This is a genomic window from Kyrpidia sp. (assembly GCF_023512215.1).
GTDB classification, from domain to species: domain Bacteria; phylum Bacillota; class Bacilli; order Kyrpidiales; family Kyrpidiaceae; genus Kyrpidia; species Kyrpidia spormannii.
In genome coordinates, this window is record NZ_JAILZZ010000030.1 from 19,894 (window position 1) to 36,932 (window position 17,039).

Genomic DNA, 17,039 nt, shown 5'->3' on the forward strand with positions numbered 1-17,039 from the left:
CCACCACACTCATATCGAATGCGCTGGCCTGTCCTCACTAAGGATGTATAGAAGCCGCATGCGGTTCCTATGACTGTGGGCTTAAATTTCTCGGCGGCCTTCCAGAGCCTGGGACAGCGTCAACTCGTCCGCATACTCGAGATCTCCCCCCATGGGTAACCCCCGGGCGATCCGGGTCACCTTCACCCCCAGCGGTTTGACCAGCCGAGTTAAAAACATCGCTGTCGCTTCCCCTTCCACGGTGGGGTTTGTGGCGAGAATCAACTCTTTCGGTAAATCGTTCTTCATGCGTTCCAGTAATTCTTTCACTCGAATATCCTCGGGGCCAATCCCTTCCATCGGGGAAATAGCCCCGTGAAGCACGTGATATACCCCATGGTATTCCCGGGTGCGCTCCATCGCCGCGACATCCCGGGGATCCTGAACCACGCAGATCACCCGGTGATCCCGCAACTCATCTCGACAAATGGTACAAGGATCGACATCGGTAATGTTGCAGCAGATCCGGCAATACCGGAGGTCCTTTTTGACCGCCGCCAGGGCCTGGGATAGGTGCAGGACATCTTCGTCGGGCATCCGGAGAACGTGAAAAGCCAAGCGTTGAGCGGTCTTAGGACCGATTCCCGGCAATTTCATAAACCCGTCGATGAGCTGCGAGATGGGTTCCGGAAAGTTCACCATTGTCGTTTCACCGCACTTCGCGCCCTCTTAGAATAACCCTGGCATGTTGAACCCCCGGGTGTATTTACTGAGTTCCCCCGCCACCAAATCATCGACTTTTTTTAAGGCGTCATTCACCGCCGTGAGCACCAGATCCTGCAACATCTCCACATCATCGGGGTCTACCGCTTCCGGACGAATGACCACCGACTGAATTTGCTTGTGCCCGTTAGCCACCACCGTCACCGCGCCGCCCCCGGCGGATCCCTCCACCGTCTTTTCCCCTAAAGCCTCCTGAGCTTTCATCATCTCTTCCTGCATCTTCTTTGCCTGTTTCATCAACTGGTTCATGTTTTTCATGCTCATTCCTCCCCGATGATCTCAATTCGATCTTGCCCAAAAAGGGCCGCCAGCTGCGCCAGGGGATCGTCACTTCCACCTTCCGATCCGCCGGTTCCTCCGCCCTTCCCCGAACTGCGAGAAACGACGCCGGCCGCCTGTTCCCTCTCGGCCAACTCCTGTTCCCACACTTGAACCGACACCGCATAGAGTTGCATGGATTCATTGAAGAGCGCCTGCAAAACCTCTTCGATGGCCGTGCGGTGCATTGGTTTCATGACAGTTTCCCGGTGGATCTGGTTCTTGAAAGCCACGATCAGCCATGAACCCGACCGGGCCACCGGCTCCCCATCTAAAAGCCAGGCTTGCGTGGTCACGCGTTTACGCTTTACTTCGTCGAGCACCTCTTGCCAACGGGCACGCACGGGTTCAACCCCGGGGATATCGAGTTGCCGACGGATCATTTCCCAAGCTGCTCCCTGGGCCTGCCTTTTTGTCGAAGGCGTGGGGCCCGGCGACTCCGGCCTTTCACCCGCCGAAAGGCGCCCGACACCTGACCCATTTCTCCTCGTCTCCGGTTGCCCGGCGGCTGGCCGATCCCCGCCATCCGATTCGAGATCCCCGACCGCAGAGGGTACACCCGGGGATGGCGGGGATGAAACCGAAGGCGCGCGAGAACCCCGTTCTCCCCTGTCCTTTGCGTCGGCCTGTGAGCCTTCGCGTTTCGCAAAGCTGGGCAAAGAAGAGAAGGGAGGCACCAGGGGGTCTGCGGGCACGGACCCCGGAACATCCCCTTTCTGTCGCAGGATCTGGGTCAACCGTTCGACCTGTCGTTCCAATCGCTCTACCCGAGCAGCCCACTCCGGTGCCGCCAAAGACTTGTCGGCGGTTATGCTGGCATTGCTTCCACCTGTTTCCATATGGGCATTCTCCCCGGAAAGGGTGCAGAGTTTGGCCAAGGTGAGCTCCAGCAACATCCTGGGTTGCCCATACCAACGCATCTGCTGTTGCAGACCGTTTAGCTCTTCCATCCAAACCAGAATCTGTTCGGGTTCCATCCGGTCAGCCAAAGCTTTCAATTCCGGCTGAAACTGGGCCCGCTCCCGAACCTCGGGATGGTCCGGCGCCGTCCGCATCCACAGAATGTCCCTCAGCGCATCTAAAAGTGTCGCCACCAGTGGACCGACATCGAAACCATGGTCCAGCTGCTCCCTCGCCCATATCAGCACATCGGCGGTTCGGCCCGCCGCCAGAGCTTCAACACCCGGCATCAAAGCCCGCTCGGGCAGGCGGCCGAGAAGGGCCAGCACATCCCCTTCGCGCAGCACATCATCGCTGAAAGAAAGGGCCTGGTCTAACATGCTCAAAGCATCCCGGAGCCCCCCATCAGCCGCCCGGGCAATGAGCCACAATGCCTTGTCTTCGACCTGCCTCCCCTTGTGGGCCAGGATCGATTTCATCCGCTCCGCCATGTCTCCGGCGTAGATTCTCTGAAAGGCAAACCGTTGACACCGGGACATAATGGTGGCGGGCACCTTGTGCGGTTCTGTGGTCGCCAAGATAAAAATGACGTGCTCCGGCGGCTCTTCCAGCGTCTTCAACAGCGCATTAAACGCCTCGGGGGTCAACATGTGGACTTCGTCGATGATATATACTTTATAACGCACTTGGGTAGGGGCATACCGAACTTGTTCCCGAAGTTCCCGAACTTCATCGATGCCCCGATTCGAGGCGGCGTCGATCTCTACCACGTCCAACACCGAACCGTCCATGATGCCGCGGCAGGCATCGCATTGGTTGCACGGTTCCTCGCCGGGCCCTTGTTCACAATTCACCGCTTTGGCAAGGATCTTGGCAACGCTGGTTTTTCCAGTGCCGCGAGGACCTGTAAACAAATATGCGTGGGCCAGCCGCCCGGTGCGCAGCGCATTTTGCAGCGTGCGAACGATATGGGGCTGCCCAACGACATCAGCGAACAACTGTGGCCGCCATTCGCGATAAAGTGCGAGATAGGCCAAAGGTCCCCACCTCTTTGCTTTCTTCCGACCGACAATAGCCGTCTGCGAATACACTACCATATGCGGGGTATCCAGACCAGTGCCCCGCCGGGAATCGCGTGCCCCCTACGGCTCATAGGCGGGCAGCAGAACACTGAACGTGGTCCCGTATCCTTTACTGGAAACCCGGATCATGCCTCCCAGATCGCTGATAATCCGTTGGCAAATGGGCAGCCCCAAGCCGGTCCCGTTTTCTTTGGTCGTAAAAAAGGCATCGAAAATGCGATCCATCGCGTAAGCGGGAATCCCGGGACCCGTGTCTTGTACATCAATCCGAACGAGATTTTCTTCCCGGTCCACGTCGGTACATAAGGTCAACGTGCCGCCGTGTTCCATCGCTTCCACCGCATTTTTCACGAGGTTCAGAACGACCTGTTTCAACAGCTCGGGGTCTGCCAACACTTTCGGAACGGGTTTGATACACAAATGAAATTCAATGTCGTGCAGAAGGGTTTCACTGCTGATAAGTGGGGCCAAACCCGTAACCAGTTCTTCCACTTCCATGGATGCCAGTTTTATATCCCGGGGTCTCGATAACAACAGCAACTCCCCGACCAACTCATTGACCCGGTCGATCTCCGCCAACATGACCTCAGTGTACTGAAATTCCTTATCCATATGGGAGCGGATGAAATTCTCTCGCATGATTTGCAAAAAGCCTTTAATTGAAGTCAGGGGATTGCGAATTTCGTGGGCAATGCCAGCGGCAATCTTGCCGACCGTGGCGAGCTTTTCCTGTCGCTGAAGCTGGTTTTCGAACCGTTCCCCCAGATCCTTCAGGAAAAACACGATTCTTTTTTCGTGAGATCCCTCCGGAGACAAAAAACCCGGAAAAACATGAGAATCCAGCAACCAGTGTTGGATCTGCCCGTCGATTTCAGCATCAAAAAGAAGGTTTCGCACACCTTCCGCGGCGATCTTGTGGGCAACGGGACGCAACACCAAGCCGAGTTCGGGAACAGCCTCGGAAAGGACCCGCCCAATGGCGTCATCAGCTTTCAAGTGCAGCATCTTCACAGCTGTGCTGTTCGTCGCCCGCACCCTCAGATCCACATCGGTCAAAATAACGCCCATCGCCATCTCCCCGATAATGGGCTGAACAAGTTCCCACAGCCACAGGTCCCAGGTGATGGCGTCATCTGAAACATACAAGTACACGCGATTCCCGTCCTCGGTGGTTCTTTCGTAGCGGACCATATCGGCCGCCAAACCGTCCCTCCCGGCGTTTGAAGATTCCGGACCCTTCTCCGCCGGATGGTTTTCGGGGTGCCGAGTTGCATCTTCCAGCGCCCGACTCGCCGCCAGGAGTGCGCCGCCGCTGTCCAAGAGGCAGGCCGGAAACGGGAGGAGTTCGATGTTTCGTTCGATCCAGCCTTCGCGGTGAAACAAGCCACGTCCCTCCCCGCCCTATCGCGATCCCGGGCCGCACATTCCCGGTCGCCGTACGTGTACAGTTCTACGAGGACGCAAAAAATCCTCCCGCCCTGTGGAGCAGGAGGATTCCCTGGATCTGCCGCGCCCTTGTCTTCGATGTCCGCACCGAGGCGTATCACCGGCGGGTGGCTCGGACCAGGCTACCCTGCGGCACCCGGGCGATCTTCCTTAGTGCTGCTTCCGTCAGGACCTGACACGGTTCGGAAGGACCCGCCGCGCAGGACCCGGTCGTCGACGCTCCGAGGCCGGTGCCGACCCTCCATGACGCACACCTCACGACAAGCCTTCAACCCCGCTCTAGCGGATTGCGGGTTCAGGGCACCGCTACCTCCCCGCCTAGCGCGGCAGATCCAGTGGCGGAGAGAGTGGGATTCGAACCCACGAGGCGGTTTTGCCGCCTACACGATTTCCAATCGTGCTCCTTCGACCACTCGGACATCTCTCCATAGTCGATCTACCGCCGGCTTGTAGGGGTACCCTGGGGAATAACAATGGCGGAGAGAGTGGGATTCGAACCCACGAGCCCCGTGAAGGGCTACTCGCTTTCGAGGCGAGCTCTTTCGACCACTCAGACATCTCTCCGCGGTGGGTCATCAAAGGAAAGAACTGAAGAATGGCCAGCCTGCGGCCTCTCCCGCGCGCGCAGTTCACGAAAAAACCGTTTTAGCAGGTCGGAACAGGATTCCCGAAGAACGCCACCCTCCACCTTTAGTCGATGATTCAAGGGCGCGTCAGCCACCTGGAGCACCGATCCGCACGCTCCCGCTTTCGGATCAGGCGCCCCAAAAACCACCCGTTCCACCCGAGCTAAGACAGCTGCGCCCACGCACATGGCACATGGCTCCAGGGTCACATACAACGTGGTGCCCGAAAGTCGCCAGCCACCGACCGCTTGGGCCGCTTGCCGCAAGGCCACCATCTCCGCGTGGGCTGTGGGATCATTCCACATCTCCCGAAGGTTGAAACCCTCTCCGAGGATCTGTCCGCCTGCCACCACCACCGCACCGATGGGCACTTCACCCATCTCCCCTGCATATGCGGCCAGTTGCAGGGCGCGCTCCATGTACTGCAAATCCCGCGGGGTGTCTGGCAAAAGCTGAATCCCACCTTCCGTTTTACTACTATATCACAATCTGGGCACTCCGTGCAACGGCCGGTGATCCTTGGCTGCCCGGCCCCCTGCCTGGCGGACACAAAACCGAGCGTTCAGACCCTGATTGAGTGAGCAAATTCCACCGCCGCCCGGCCGATTGGCCCGGCCGTTTTTCCCTTCCGTCCATACAGTGAGCAGAGGAAAGGAGGGCTGTTCATGAAACAACCGGTCATCGGCATCCTGTACCACGCCGATCCGCCCACATCTGGAGAACCGAAGAATGAAGACCACACCCACGAGCTCTATTTGATCGAATGGGACGGCCGGCCACCGCATGTCCACGATTTCGCCGGAATCACATCTTTCGACGCCGGTCATCGACATCGTTACGCTGGCACCACGGGCCCCGCTCCGAGCGGTGTCCCCCACACCCACGATTATTACACGGTGACCACCTTGAATCAAGGCCACACCCACGTCTTACAAGGGCGCACAGGTCCCGCCGTGCCTCTGCCCGGAGGCGGTCATTACCACCTATTCGCCGGTGTCAGCACGGTCAACGGTCGCCCGCCCCACACCCATCACTACCGCGGCAGAACGGGGCACGCCCATCCCTGACGAAAGCCCGGCGCGGCCGGCTGGCCCTCGGCCGGCCGAAGCCGGCCTTCAAGGCCATCCACCCCCCACTCCATTTGTCCGATTCCCAGGGCAACCCATGTGGCAGGACCGACGATGCCGTCCGGGAGAAAACCGGACGCCCGTTACAACCCAATATTTGTATATTCACAAACCGATCCGACTTCAGTAGAGTGACAGTAAGAATTGAAATGGACGAGGAGGTCTCAGGATGAAAGGTCGGTTAATTGCCGCCGTTCTCACCGGCGCCCTGCTCCTTCCGAATCCGGCTCTGGCTTATACGGTAAAACCTGGTGACACCTTGTGGAAAATCGCTCAAGCCCATCATGTATCTGTCGCCCAGTTAATGCAAGTCAATCATCTGACAAGTACATGGATTTACCCCGGGCAAAACCTTCAGATCCCAGGGAACAGCCGCACATACACCGTGGTCAAGGGCGACAGCCTTTGGAAAATCGGCCAGCGATACAATGTTTCGGTGGCGGCGGTTAAAGCTGCGAACCATCTGTCCGGAGACCTGATTTACCCCGGCCAAGTCCTAAAGATTCCTTCCGGTCCCAGCAGCGATCTGGGATCCACGGCCCCCGCTTCGACCCCGACGGTTCGCATGCCCCCGGCCTATCAAGATGGCGTCTTCCCATTGCCCAAGGGCTCCTACTCAGGGTTTACTGACAATTTTGGCGCGATTCGAACCTGGTCCCCGTCAGGTACCACCACCCGCAACCACGATGGCATAGACATCGTGGCCCCTCTGGGCACCCCCATTTACGCCGCCGAAGGGGGGACGATTATCAACCAGGGGTGGAGTGAACTGGGGGGCTGGCGACTCACCGTTCGGGTCGACGGATCCACCGCTTTTTATTACGCCCATATGTCTGGATATGCCGGAGGGATGGTTAAAGGTGCGACGATCAAGAAGGGTCAACTGATCGGATACGTGGGGAACACCGGATACGGTCCCGTCGGGACTTCCGGGAAATTCGAGGCCCACCTGCACTTTGGGATGTATAAAACCTCCGGATCCTGGCAGGCGATCGACCCGTATCCCTATCTAAAATGGTGGGAATCGCAACGCTGAAGCATCACGGGCACCGGGGCCGGGCGCGGGTCTTCCGCCTCACCCGGCCCGGAAGCCAGAGAGCCAGTCACCCCGTGAAATCACAAGGTTTTTTCACTCCTGCGTTCCTTCAACCGCTCTGACCAGACCAACCCGACAACGTTTTTCCAGTTCTCAGTCCGGCCAGTGACCTCTTTTGCGATAATTTTACGCCATGTCTGCCATCATCGGGAGCGCAACTGATCCCCGGATGAACATTGCGGCGGCAGGACATACTTCCAGAAAGAGGTGGTATTCCCTGAGAGAAGGGGTGAGGACGGTGTGGATGAGGACTTGAAAAAGGATATGCAGAAGGTGGAAAAAAACGAAGAGAATCTACAGGACACGATTTTGTCATCCCTCGTGGTGGGAGCGTTTATTGTGATCCTGTGGTTTGTCATGTTCGGCCTTTACGTCACCAGGCTGAGTGGATAGGGAGGTAAACCTCGATGCTCAATATCGATTTGCCCCGCTCGGAACGGATCTGGTTGATGATCGGCGGGGCATCCTTGGTGGTATTCTTTGCGATCATCTTGCTCATGGCGCTGGTCTGGGGATTTCATAATCCCGGGCAAATGAAAACCATCGCCCCGGACGCGGTGCGAACCACCCCACCCTTTGACAAACCCGGTCTCTATCAGGTGGGACCGAACGAGTACCGCGCCGTCATGATCGCCCAAATGTTTATGTACCAGCCGAACAATGTGACGGTGCCCGCGGGTTCCACGGTGCATTTTGAGGTGACGAGCCCAGATGTGGTTCACGGCTTTGAAATTCCGGGCACCAATGTGAACCTCATGGTGGTCCCCGGTCACATCACCGAGTACACGGCCACTTTCCGCAATAAAATGGACCGGTTGATCGTCTGCAATGAGTATTGTGGCAGTGGACATCAAGTGATGCTCGGTCGATTCGTCGTCCAGTAATTTCTGTCGAGGAGGAGCAGCCATGAGCGAAAATGCTGTAGAAACAGGAACGACCCAGGCTCCCGTCTTCGCCTTTGAACGGGGGGATCGGGTTCTTGTGCTCGCCCACTTGGGGGTTGCTTTTATCGCCTTGCTGCTGGGTGCGGCGGCCGGAATGCTGCAGGGGTTGCAGCGCACCGGATACATAAAATGGCCGGACGCCGTGGGTTATTACCAGTTGCTCACACTGCACGGTGTGGCCCTGGCGCTGATTTTCACCACACTGTTTATCATTGGATTTCTTCTCGCCGGGACGGCCAAGACCCTGGGCGGCCGACTCCATTCCGTGGACCGGGTTTGGGCGTGGATCGGCTGGATCATGATGGTGGTGGGCACCGCCATGGGCACGGTCAGCATTCTGAACAACTCGGCCACGGTGTTGTACACCTTTTACGCCCCGCTGAAAGCCTCTCCGTGGTTTTATGTCGCGATGGCGCTGGTCGTCGTGGGAAGCTGGCTCGGGGGAGTGGCGATCTTCACGGCCTACGCCCGGTGGCGGCGGCAGCACCGGGGTCAGGTGTCTCCGTTATTCGCCTACATGTCTGTTGCGACGATGATCCTGTGGATCATCGCCACCCTGGGGGTCGCCATTGAAGTGCTCTTTCAATTGATCCCCATGGCTTTTGGTTGGGTTCCTCGGGTGAACGTGGAACTGAGCCGCACCCTGTTCTGGTATTTCGGACACCCCTTGGTGTATTTCTGGTTGTTGCCGGCTTACATATACTGGTACGTGAACATCCCCCAAATCATCAAGGGCAAGTTATTCAGTGATTCTCTGCCGCGATTGACTTTCGTCTTGTTCATCCTTTATTCGATCCCCGTTGGATTTCATCATCAGTTCAACGAACCGGGGATTGCGAATGGATGGAAAATCCTCGCCGCCGCCCTCACCCTGACTGTCGTGGTCCCGTCTTTGATGACCGTGTTCGCCATGTTCGCCACCTTCGAAATGGCTGGCCGGGCTCAGGGAGCGACGGGGAGATTCGCATGGCTCCGCAAACTCCCGTGGAAAGATGTCCGGTTCTTCGCCCCGTTTCTCGGCATGGTGATGTTCATCCCCGGTGGAGCCGGAGGAGTGGTGAACGCCAGTTACCAGCTTAACCAAGTCATTCATAACACTTTGTGGGTAACGGGACATTTTCACATGACCTTGTCGTCTGCGGTGACCCTAACCTTTTTCGGCATCGCATACTGGCTGGTCCCGGCCCTCACCAACCGAAAGCTGACGTGGCGGGTCAATAACCTGGGCATTTTCCAAGCGTGGCTCTGGTTTATCGGCATGCTGCTAAACGCCGTTCCCATGCACATCGTCGGACTCCTGGGAGAACCCCGGCGCACGGCGTTCACCACGTACAACGACAACCCTGTTGTCCAACCCTGGCTGCCGTACTGGCCGGTCATGGGGATGTCGGGTATCTTCCTGTTTCTCTCCATCATGCTGTTCCTCGGCGCGATGATCTACCTGTGGTGGTTTGCCCCGCGCCTGGACACTCCTGCCGAATTCCCGATTGGAGAGGTGAAAGACAAGTCCCACCCGACCCCCATGATTCTCGAGCGTTGGCCTTTGTGGATCGCCCTTACGGGCGTTTTGGTGCTCATCGTGTACACCGTGCCATTGGTGGATATGATCCAAACACCGCCGCCGAGTTCGCCGCCGATTCGAAGTTGGTAGGCGGACGCACAATCTGCGCTCTCGGCGTTGAAGTGGTCCATATCGAGAAAACCCCGGGGTTTCTTGCGTGCGATGCGTGCGATGGGCATGCACACTCAGCAGGGGATATGGGCACGCCGCCACGTGCGGCTCTCTGCCCGCCCGTCACGGGCGCTGCGTGCCTGACCATCTAGCAAAAGTAACTGTATTCATCCATGTCTGCCACGAATTCCAGGATGGCTCGATTCACAGCCAATGGCTGCTCAAGGTTGGACAGGTGACCGCAGGGCAAGACCCGAAGTCGGGAACGAGTCAGCAACCCGTGTATTAACCTTTGGACCGAACAGCGAGGCAGGACTCGATGGCCTGCCTCCTGTTTTTATTGGCATTGCAACTCATGCTGGCGCCCGTGATTCTTTGATGGTGCCTTTGCGTTTACTTTTGCGTTTGCTTTTTCTCCCCACTTCCCTGGATTTGTATCGTCTGGGATCACGTGGTTGATAATGTTCAGGTAGTGATTTGCTTTGTCCTCCATGTATTTCGCTCTTCGTTTTGCTTCCTCCAACTGCGCCAAAGCAGCGGATTTATATTTCAAAATGATTTCGTAGCGTTCCTGAATGGTGGAATCGCCCTCCAAACACAAATCGACGTACCTTTTGATGTCTTTTACTGACATTCCACATTGTTTCAAGTATTTTACGCCCGTGAGCCAATCCAAGGACTTGTCGTCGAAAAGACGGTTATTATGGCTGTCACGCTGTACATTGGGGACCAGTCCCTTATCGGTATAGAAGCGAACTGTATGTTCGGTCAGACCCAGTAGTTGAGCGACTTCTTTCACGGTGTACATCGTAAAACACCTCAAACGAAAGTTCTTTTGCTCGAAAGCTTGACTTCGTGTTACTCGAAGGTTGTACGCTCACCCCTGACGGATGTCAACGGGCTGAAAATCAGGAGGATTTTATATGCAAAAGGTGATTTTGAACAATGGTGTTGAGATGCCGATCCTCGGTTTTGGCGTTTATCAGGTTCCTGACGCACAGGAATGCGAACAGTGTGTTTATGAGGCCTTGACGACCGGTTATCGTCTGATTGATACGGCTGCCGCTTATCAAAATGAAGAGGCGGTCGGCAAAGCAATTCAGCGAAGCGGTGTGCCCAGAGAAGAAATCTTTGTAACTACAAAACTTTGGGTGCAGGACACTGGTTATGACCGCACAAAGAAGGCATTTGAAAAATCCCTTAAGCGATTGGGTCTCGATTATCTGGATTTGTATCTCATTCACCAGCCGTTTGGTGATGTGTATGGATCTTGGCGCGCGATGGAGGAACTGTATCGCGAGGGCAAGATCAGAGCCATTGGTGTGAGCAATTTCCAAATGGATCGCCTGGTCGATTTAATCATCCACAATGAAGTTGTGCCTGCTGTAAATCAGATTGAAACGCATCCTTTCTGCCAGCAAATCGAGAGCGCTGAGTTTATGAAGCAGCACGGTGTTCAAATCGAATCCTGGGGTCCCTTTGCGGAAGGCAGGAACAATCTATTCCAGAATGCAGTTTTGGTTTCGATCGCGGAAAAGTACAACAAATCCGTTGCTCAGGTTGTCTTGCGCTGGTTAATCCAAAGAAACATTGTTGTGATTCCGAAGTCCGTGCATAAAGAACGGATCATCGAGAATTTTAATGTCTTCGACTTTGAGTTGAGCCAGGCCGACATGCAGACGATTGCGACGCTGGATACCAAACAGAGCTTGTTCCTTTCCCATACCGATCCCGAAACTGTGAAATCTCTTAGTAACTTGAAATTTGATGTTTAATGCTTTACTGGCCGGTTTCGGCAGCTACTCTAAGGCGTTACAGGACACAATTGAAGATCAGAGAAGATACGGTGGCTGCTCTTTCGATTCAGTTAACACCTGATGAAGTGTCGTTGCTCCGCTGTTGATATGGCATAGCTTGGATGGGTTTAGAAATGCCTTTCCAACAACAGACCCACTTGCTGTGCCATGACCGTGGGTGAATACGGCATACCCGTGGTGATCCACCACTCCACGACCCCTACGTTTGATTATAAACGTGTGTTGATTAAACAATCAAATGTCGAGCCTGAAAGGCTGAACGAATCGGCCTACAGGGTCGGGGTTTTTGAGACGCCCTTCCAGGTAAATCTCAACGAAAGGGGAGTTCGCTCGTGAAAGGTGCTGTCCTGTATGGCCCAGGGGATGTCCGTTTTGAGGAGCTTGACGATCCGAATATCCTGAAGCCGACCGATGCCATCATCCGGATTGTCGCTGCCTGTGTGTGCGGGTCCGACTTGTGGGACTATCGTGGGATCAATCCAGTCACGCAGCCGACCCCGATGGGGCATGAGTATTGCGGGATCGTCGAGGAAGTCGGAAGCGCCGTCAAATCGGTCAAGCCGGGCCAGTTTGTCATCGGTTCGTTCTTCGCATCGGACAACACCTGCGCAATCTGTCATGACGGCTACCAGTCGTCGTGTGTGCACAGGGAGTTCGTGGGAGGTGCACAGGCGACCCGGCTGCGCGTGCCGCTTGCGGACGGTACGCTCGTCGCGACTCCGGATGTTCCGCCTGACGACCTGATCCCGAGCCTGTTGACTTTGTCTGATGTCATGGGGACAGGCTGGTTCGCAGCGGACGCAGCAAACGTGAAACCGGGCAAAACGGTCGTCGTCGTGGGGGACGGCGCGGTTGGCTTGTGTGCGGTGATTGCGGCCAAGCAAATGGGGGCCGAGCGGATTGTCATCATGAGCCGGAATCCGGCACGGCAGAAGCTGGCCCGCGAATTCGGTGCGACGGACATCGTACCCGACCGCGGTGACGAGGGCGTGGCGCGCATCAAAGACTTGACCGACGGGCTTGGTGCTCATTCGGTACTGGAATGTGTGGGCACGCAGGAGGCGATGATGCAGGCGATCCGGTCGGCCCGCCCGGGCGGGTACGTGAGTTACGTGGGCGTGCCGCACGGGGTAGAACTCGATGGACAGGAGTTGTTCTTTGCCCATGTCCACCTTCACGGTGGCCCAGCCCCGGTTCGTCGCTTCCTGCCGAAAATGATTGACTTGGTGTGGAACCGGAAGATCAACCCCGGCAAGGTATTTGACCTGAGGCTTCCGCTCGATCAGGTGGCAGAGGGCTACCGGGCGATGAGCGAGCGTCGCGCGATCAAGGCGCTGCTGATCCCGTAAAGCCGCGAGGCCCGTACTGACACTCGCTGAAGAGGGTCAATGCTGGAACTGCGTCAACGAACTCATTCCGGAAAACTGAGTGTAAACGAAAAGGAGGGGTTTGTTATGGAAATTCAACGAGCGGGTTCACAGCCTTCCGGTAGAGGACCGTCGGAGTATTTCACCGGCAATGTGCGAGTGGACAAATTGTGGGAGGCACCTGCACCGGCGCGCGTCAGCGCCGCGAGCGTCACGTTCGAACCCGGCGCACGCACGGCATGGCACAGCCATCCGTTGGGTCAGACCCTCATCGTGATCGCAGGTTACGGCTGGGTACAGCGATGGGGCGGTCCGGTTGAAGAAATTCGACCGGGTGATGTGGTTTGGTTCCCGCCCGGTGAGAAACATTGGCACGGTGCATCGCCAACGACGAGCGTGACACACATTGCCATTCAGGAGTGAGCGATGAACAATATCGGCGTTAGGACAGGGCGACGTATGATGCTTCTGCACCGCTCCCGGTAAATCAAGGAGGGCCGATACATGAGCACTTGGTCTGAGGATGAGCTGTGTAAAATCGCTGAGGCGGATGACTTGCATATTTCACCCTTTCGCGAGGACGGGGTGACCTACGGCACCCCGACCTGGATCTGGTCCGTTGTCGTCGGCGACGCTGTGTATGTGCGCGCCTACAACGGGAAGGCTTCTCGCTGGTACCAGGCTGCGCTACGGCAGAAGGCGGGGCGGATCACCGTCGCCGGCATGACGAAGGAAGTGACGTTCGAACCTGTCGATGGGCCCATCAACGACCTCATCGATGACGCTTACCGGGCGAAATACCGTGACAGTCCGTACCTGGCTCCGATGACTGGCTCGCGGGCCCGGGCGGCGACGGTCAAGATCCTGCCACGCGAAACAACCACCTGAGTCACATTCGTTTCGGATGCCCCACCTCTGCACCGGTGATCGATGCCGCTCCGCGCGTGAGGCGGGGCGGCTTTTTGTGTGGGGAACCACCTCTCCCTTTAAACGTTGCGGCTGCGGCCTCTCGCTGGTGCGCCCGGAGGGACTCGAACCCCCGCAAGACGCGGTTTAGGAAATGTACACAGTGTGTGATAATGCGTCCGATATAGTATGTTTTGTCCGTGAAGCACAGGAAATTTGCGGACTCGAAAAGATATTTGCCATGTCAAAATCATGCCAGAATGATAAGTTCGTGACCATACGTGTGACCAATTCTAGCGCCAACGGATAGAGCCGCTGAAAACCGAGGACCACCGCCGCGGCGCCGCGGGCCATACTGGCCGCGTCGACGACCAGAATCACCAGCGCTTCCTGGAGGCGTGTCGCGTGGGCAGTACTGCCGGTATCCTCCCGCGGGCCCTTGTCGTCGTACAGGCCCATCACCCCTCGATAACCGCCGCGCCAGCCGTCAGCTCCTCAGAGCCCCGCATACGGATCCCGGGGCCCTGGTATGGACTCTATTGGTCTTCTGGCGCCTGGTGTCAGCCAGCGGTTCCCGGGAGGCTCCCGGGAGCTCTTGGTGCGGGCTCTGGCGGCTTGGTGCCGGGCCTTGTCGCCTGGCGCCCCCCCAGTGCATGGGCGGTCATTAGCACCTAGTGTCCTCTCTGCGGTTCAAGCCTGCGGCCGGCCCGCCACGGCAAACTCTCTGTCGATCACCGCCGCAGCCGTCGCTCACCGAGCCAACCAACTCCTCAATCCCCACACCCAGCGCCCGGGCCACCCGGTACAATTCCTCCACCCGACTCCCGCGAACACCGGATTCGATGGCGTACACGTAGCTAACTGACACGCCAGCCGCCCGTGCCAGTTCATTCACCGACAATCCTCTCTCTACGCTCCTGCACCCTGCGGCTAATGATCGCGCGAATCTGCTTTCCCATGTCGATCCCCTCCATCCGTTTTTGGATGGAGTACGCTCGCGGGGCCTGCTCATCCTGTTTAGTATGGCTTAAATTGTCCAAAAAGAAAAATCCCCGGACACAAGGCCCGGAGAATAGGTGGGATACGCGAGAAACGGTCGATCACTTCCATCATACCGATTGTGGTTAACTCGCCTGGCTCACTTGGCTCACCTGGTGGCCCCGCTCTTCCGCTGGATACGGGTTATGCCGAATTTCCACATTTAGTGGATTGTCAAACGCGATTATTTAGCGTATAATGTGATTAAAATTTAAGCACGTAGCCATACTAAAGTTAAATCGGCGCCACTATCTCCCGAAACCATAACCTCTTCGGTTGTGTGGAAATCCCAGATGTGGGATAGGGAATAGGGCGCTGATTCATTTTCGTCTAAAGCACCAGATATTGAAACCAGGATTACTATATGGTGGGTGACAGTCAGGCAAGGAAATCTCTAATTGATTTTGAATGTATAGAATAAGCCTTGACTTCGCATTATTTTTCCCTGGATTCGGATTGAAGTGACCATTTCTTACGTGAGCAATCGCACCAGCAAAAACATCCGCTAATTGCAATTCAACCTGAGCCCCGTCCCTTGGTTCAACTCGTCGAACTATATTGGCATTACCTATTCCAATAATTTCATGAAAGTAATCGTTGAACAATTTATTGTTTAGAGCATTTTTTAAATCAGATAACCTTCCAGGGACGGAATTGCTTTTTCTGTCAAGGAAAATGTCATATCTATTTCGGTATGTTAACCTTTTATAAATAAGCCAAAAGTACATCTTATAAAAATGAAGTTCTTCATCACTACTATAAATCTTGTGTTTCTTATCCGACTGATCAACAACAAGTGCTCGAAACTTAAGTAATCCTTGACTCATGTATTTTAGAAAAACATCCACGAGCCCTTTATAAGCTTCAAATTGATGCCCCTTCATTTCAGTCCAATGAAACTCTTTGTCAAACCTATGTTGCCGTTTAACATTTTGAATATCTCTCTCCAAATCAGCTGCACATACTGGATTTTGCCAAATCGTCCCCAAAACCATATAACGATGCCCGTTTTGACAACTCTCGTCTCCCCATATTGTAACAAGCGGCATTCAAAATGACCTTCCTTTTTCTCAACTTCACTTTGATGAACACTTACATTATATCACAATTTTTAGGACGCGTTTTCTATGAGACTGCAACAAAAAAGCACCCTGGCTTTTGCCTGGGCGTAGGTTTTACTGAACCTGTTTTCCTCACTCATTTTCGGAAAGCATCCTTAAGCTGGCGCAGGGCGGCCTCAATAAGCCCTTGAATTTCTTCAGCGGTCAGCGATCCATTCTCCCGGGCCCGGGCCGCCAACCATTCAGCGGCCTTTTGGTTCTTATCGGAGCTGTAGACCTGCTCCACGAATCACATAGCCAGGGTGGCGGGCTCCTGCTTGGTGGCCAACTCCTCTTGGATGCATTTCAAGTTTCCAGTCCCTAGCCGACATCGGGCGTATCCTATTACAGCTATCACCTCCCAAGCAACCGCAGCACACGGAGGATACCGGAGCATCTCCGGGCACAAAGCCCGGGAAACCGTGCTCGAATGGATGGCATGATGATGGAATGCGTGAAACACCGCCGGGGAGCCCGCCGGCCGACCGGATCCCCGTCGATCCTCGCACATCTGCGAAGCTAATCCAAACCGTCAATGACACAGATTATTTGCGGCTAACCTCCTTTCCACTTGCGTCATACAGCACCGCGGTGTCCCCATTGTTGTTCCAGATGTTCGCCGTCGTCCAAGCCAGTTGCCCGGGCGGCATATCTGCGGCTTTTGGCCCGCTCACAATCCGAACGGTCGCCCCTGCTTTCAGCACATAGCCAGTAGGGAAGTGATATGTTTGATTCCCCTCCGTGCTGACCAGCTTCCACCCGGTCATGTCGATGTCCTTGGAGTCTGCATTCCTGATTACTACAATTTCGTTGGAGAGATTCACGCTGTCGATGACTA

General features: G+C 55.8%; 19 protein-coding genes, 2 tRNA genes, 1 other RNA gene and 2 pseudogenes. 9 read left to right on the top strand and 15 right to left on the bottom strand.

Annotated elements, in window-relative coordinates:
* Positions 1 to 81: 81 nt before the first annotated feature.
* From recR to tadA, 8 genes are all read right to left on the bottom strand, one after another.
* Positions 82 to 678 (bottom strand): recombination mediator RecR, encoded by a 597-nt coding sequence (gene recR / locus K6T64_RS11000; protein ID WP_100669068.1) that lies wholly within the window; start codon positions 676 to 678, stop codon positions 82 to 84.
* A 30-nt stretch (positions 679 to 708) separates the two neighbouring features.
* The gene (locus K6T64_RS11005; protein ID WP_100666458.1) at positions 709 to 1,020 is read right to left on the bottom strand and encodes a YbaB/EbfC family nucleoid-associated protein; all 312 of its coding nucleotides are present in this window, start codon (positions 1,018 to 1,020) and stop codon (positions 709 to 711) included.
* Between the two features lie 2 nt (positions 1,021 to 1,022).
* The gene (gene dnaX / locus K6T64_RS11010; protein ID WP_288010160.1) at positions 1,023 to 3,017 is read right to left on the bottom strand and encodes a DNA polymerase III subunit gamma/tau; all 1,995 of its coding nucleotides are present in this window, start codon (positions 3,015 to 3,017) and stop codon (positions 1,023 to 1,025) included.
* Positions 3,018 to 3,122: 105 nt separating this feature from the next.
* Complete coding sequence (locus K6T64_RS11015; RefSeq protein ID WP_288010161.1) at positions 3,123 to 4,445, bottom strand: two-component system sensor histidine kinase NtrB; 1,323 nt, start codon at positions 4,443 to 4,445, stop codon at positions 3,123 to 3,125.
* A 124-nt stretch (positions 4,446 to 4,569) separates the two neighbouring features.
* Positions 4,570 to 4,835, bottom strand: an RNA gene (gene ffs / locus K6T64_RS11020) — signal recognition particle sRNA large type.
* A 9-nt stretch (positions 4,836 to 4,844) separates the two neighbouring features.
* A tRNA-Ser gene (locus K6T64_RS11025) sits at positions 4,845 to 4,935 on the bottom strand.
* Positions 4,936 to 4,982: 47 nt separating this feature from the next.
* A tRNA-Ser gene (locus K6T64_RS11030) sits at positions 4,983 to 5,072 on the bottom strand.
* Positions 5,059 to 5,583, bottom strand: coding sequence for a tRNA adenosine(34) deaminase TadA (gene tadA, locus K6T64_RS11035; protein WP_232059528.1), 525 nt, complete (start codon positions 5,581 to 5,583; stop codon positions 5,059 to 5,061). Before tadA ends, K6T64_RS11030 begins: the two co-directional genes overlap by 14 nt.
* Before the next feature lie 216 nt (positions 5,584 to 5,799).
* On the opposite strand from tadA, the gene K6T64_RS11040 reads away from it, so the two are divergent.
* From K6T64_RS11040 to K6T64_RS11060, 5 genes are all read left to right on the top strand, one after another.
* Positions 5,800 to 6,201 carry a YmaF family protein gene (locus K6T64_RS11040; protein WP_170084597.1) on the top strand — a complete coding sequence of 134 codons (402 nt, stop codon included), beginning with the start codon at positions 5,800 to 5,802 and terminating at the stop codon, positions 6,199 to 6,201.
* Between the two features lie 229 nt (positions 6,202 to 6,430).
* Positions 6,431 to 7,297 (top strand): M23 family metallopeptidase, encoded by an 867-nt coding sequence (locus tag K6T64_RS11045; RefSeq protein WP_288010162.1) that lies wholly within the window; start codon positions 6,431 to 6,433, stop codon positions 7,295 to 7,297.
* 300 nt (positions 7,298 to 7,597) lie between these two features.
* Positions 7,598 to 7,750 (top strand): cytochrome c oxidase subunit 2A, encoded by a 153-nt coding sequence (locus tag K6T64_RS11050; RefSeq protein WP_170084595.1) that lies wholly within the window; start codon positions 7,598 to 7,600, stop codon positions 7,748 to 7,750.
* A 14-nt stretch (positions 7,751 to 7,764) separates the two neighbouring features.
* The gene (locus K6T64_RS11055) at positions 7,765 to 8,241 is read left to right on the top strand and encodes a cytochrome c oxidase subunit II (protein ID WP_353737812.1); all 477 of its coding nucleotides are present in this window, start codon (positions 7,765 to 7,767) and stop codon (positions 8,239 to 8,241) included.
* A gap of 22 nt (positions 8,242 to 8,263) precedes the next feature.
* Positions 8,264 to 9,952, top strand: coding sequence for a b(o/a)3-type cytochrome-c oxidase subunit 1 (locus tag K6T64_RS11060; RefSeq protein WP_288010163.1), 1,689 nt, complete (start codon positions 8,264 to 8,266; stop codon positions 9,950 to 9,952).
* Between the two features lie 358 nt (positions 9,953 to 10,310).
* Here the strand turns inward: K6T64_RS11060 and K6T64_RS11065 are convergent, their stop codons facing one another.
* Positions 10,311 to 10,781: a MerR family transcriptional regulator gene (locus tag K6T64_RS11065; RefSeq protein WP_288010165.1), complete on the bottom strand. Its 471-nt coding sequence runs from the start codon at positions 10,779 to 10,781 to the stop codon at positions 10,311 to 10,313.
* A gap of 115 nt (positions 10,782 to 10,896) precedes the next feature.
* Between K6T64_RS11065 and K6T64_RS11070 the strand changes: the two genes are divergently transcribed.
* Complete coding sequence (locus tag K6T64_RS11070; protein WP_288010167.1) at positions 10,897 to 11,748, top strand: aldo/keto reductase; 852 nt, start codon at positions 10,897 to 10,899, stop codon at positions 11,746 to 11,748.
* 149 nt (positions 11,749 to 11,897) lie between these two features.
* Here K6T64_RS11070 and K6T64_RS11075 read toward each other — a convergent pair.
* Positions 11,898 to 11,993 (bottom strand): annotated as a pseudogene (locus K6T64_RS11075) (TetR-like C-terminal domain-containing protein); the annotation flags it as partial.
* 129 nt (positions 11,994 to 12,122) lie between these two features.
* Here K6T64_RS11075 and K6T64_RS11080 point away from each other — a divergent pair.
* The 3 genes from K6T64_RS11080 to K6T64_RS11090 all read left to right on the top strand — a co-directional run bounded on the left by K6T64_RS11080 (position 12,123) and on the right by K6T64_RS11090 (position 14,045).
* Entirely contained in the window at positions 12,123 to 13,139 is a 1,017-nt protein-coding gene (locus tag K6T64_RS11080) for a zinc-dependent alcohol dehydrogenase family protein (protein WP_288010168.1), read from the top strand.
* A 105-nt stretch (positions 13,140 to 13,244) separates the two neighbouring features.
* Positions 13,245 to 13,580: a (R)-mandelonitrile lyase gene (locus K6T64_RS11085; RefSeq protein WP_288010170.1), complete on the top strand. Its 336-nt coding sequence runs from the start codon at positions 13,245 to 13,247 to the stop codon at positions 13,578 to 13,580.
* 81 nt (positions 13,581 to 13,661) lie between these two features.
* Positions 13,662 to 14,045, top strand: coding sequence for a DUF2255 family protein (locus tag K6T64_RS11090; RefSeq protein ID WP_288010171.1), 384 nt, complete (start codon positions 13,662 to 13,664; stop codon positions 14,043 to 14,045).
* 321 nt (positions 14,046 to 14,366) lie between these two features.
* On the opposite strand, the pseudogene K6T64_RS17020 reads toward K6T64_RS11090, so the two are convergent.
* The 5 genes and pseudogenes from K6T64_RS17020 to K6T64_RS11110 form a co-directional block, all read right to left on the bottom strand.
* Positions 14,367 to 14,528 (bottom strand): annotated as a pseudogene (locus K6T64_RS17020) (cobyrinate a,c-diamide synthase); the annotation flags it as partial.
* A 199-nt stretch (positions 14,529 to 14,727) separates the two neighbouring features.
* Complete coding sequence (locus K6T64_RS11095; protein WP_288010172.1) at positions 14,728 to 14,964, bottom strand: helix-turn-helix domain-containing protein; 237 nt, start codon at positions 14,962 to 14,964, stop codon at positions 14,728 to 14,730.
* A gap of 457 nt (positions 14,965 to 15,421) precedes the next feature.
* On the bottom strand, positions 15,422 to 16,150 hold the full coding sequence (locus K6T64_RS11100) for a DUF3800 domain-containing protein (protein ID WP_288010174.1): 729 nt from the start codon (positions 16,148 to 16,150) through the stop codon (positions 15,422 to 15,424).
* A gap of 148 nt (positions 16,151 to 16,298) precedes the next feature.
* Complete coding sequence (locus K6T64_RS11105) at positions 16,299 to 16,448, bottom strand: phage holin, LLH family (protein ID WP_288010175.1); 150 nt, start codon at positions 16,446 to 16,448, stop codon at positions 16,299 to 16,301.
* Positions 16,449 to 16,746: 298 nt separating this feature from the next.
* Positions 16,747 to 17,039: lamin tail domain-containing protein (locus tag K6T64_RS11110; RefSeq protein ID WP_288010176.1), on the bottom strand; the 293-nt coding region annotated here is incomplete at its 5' end.

Coding starts and splice junctions, on each gene's coding strand:
- K6T64_RS11005 (WP_100666458.1), bottom strand. CDS start 1,020: ATGAAAAACATGAACCAGTTGATGAAACAGGCAAAGAAGATGCAGGAA.
- K6T64_RS11040 (WP_170084597.1), top strand. CDS start 5,800: ATGAAACAACCGGTCATCGGCATCCTGTACCACGCCGATCCGCCCACA.
- K6T64_RS11045 (WP_288010162.1), top strand. CDS start 6,431: ATGAAAGGTCGGTTAATTGCCGCCGTTCTCACCGGCGCCCTGCTCCTT.
- K6T64_RS11055 (WP_353737812.1), top strand. CDS start 7,765: ATGCTCAATATCGATTTGCCCCGCTCGGAACGGATCTGGTTGATGATC.
- K6T64_RS11060 (WP_288010163.1), top strand. CDS start 8,264: ATGAGCGAAAATGCTGTAGAAACAGGAACGACCCAGGCTCCCGTCTTC.
- K6T64_RS11065 (WP_288010165.1), bottom strand. CDS start 10,781: ATGTACACCGTGAAAGAAGTCGCTCAACTACTGGGTCTGACCGAACAT.
- K6T64_RS11070 (WP_288010167.1), top strand. CDS start 10,897: ATGCAAAAGGTGATTTTGAACAATGGTGTTGAGATGCCGATCCTCGGT.
- K6T64_RS11085 (WP_288010170.1), top strand. CDS start 13,245: ATGGAAATTCAACGAGCGGGTTCACAGCCTTCCGGTAGAGGACCGTCG.
- K6T64_RS11090 (WP_288010171.1), top strand. CDS start 13,662: ATGAGCACTTGGTCTGAGGATGAGCTGTGTAAAATCGCTGAGGCGGAT.
- K6T64_RS11100 (WP_288010174.1), bottom strand. CDS start 16,150: ATGCCGCTTGTTACAATATGGGGAGACGAGAGTTGTCAAAACGGGCAT.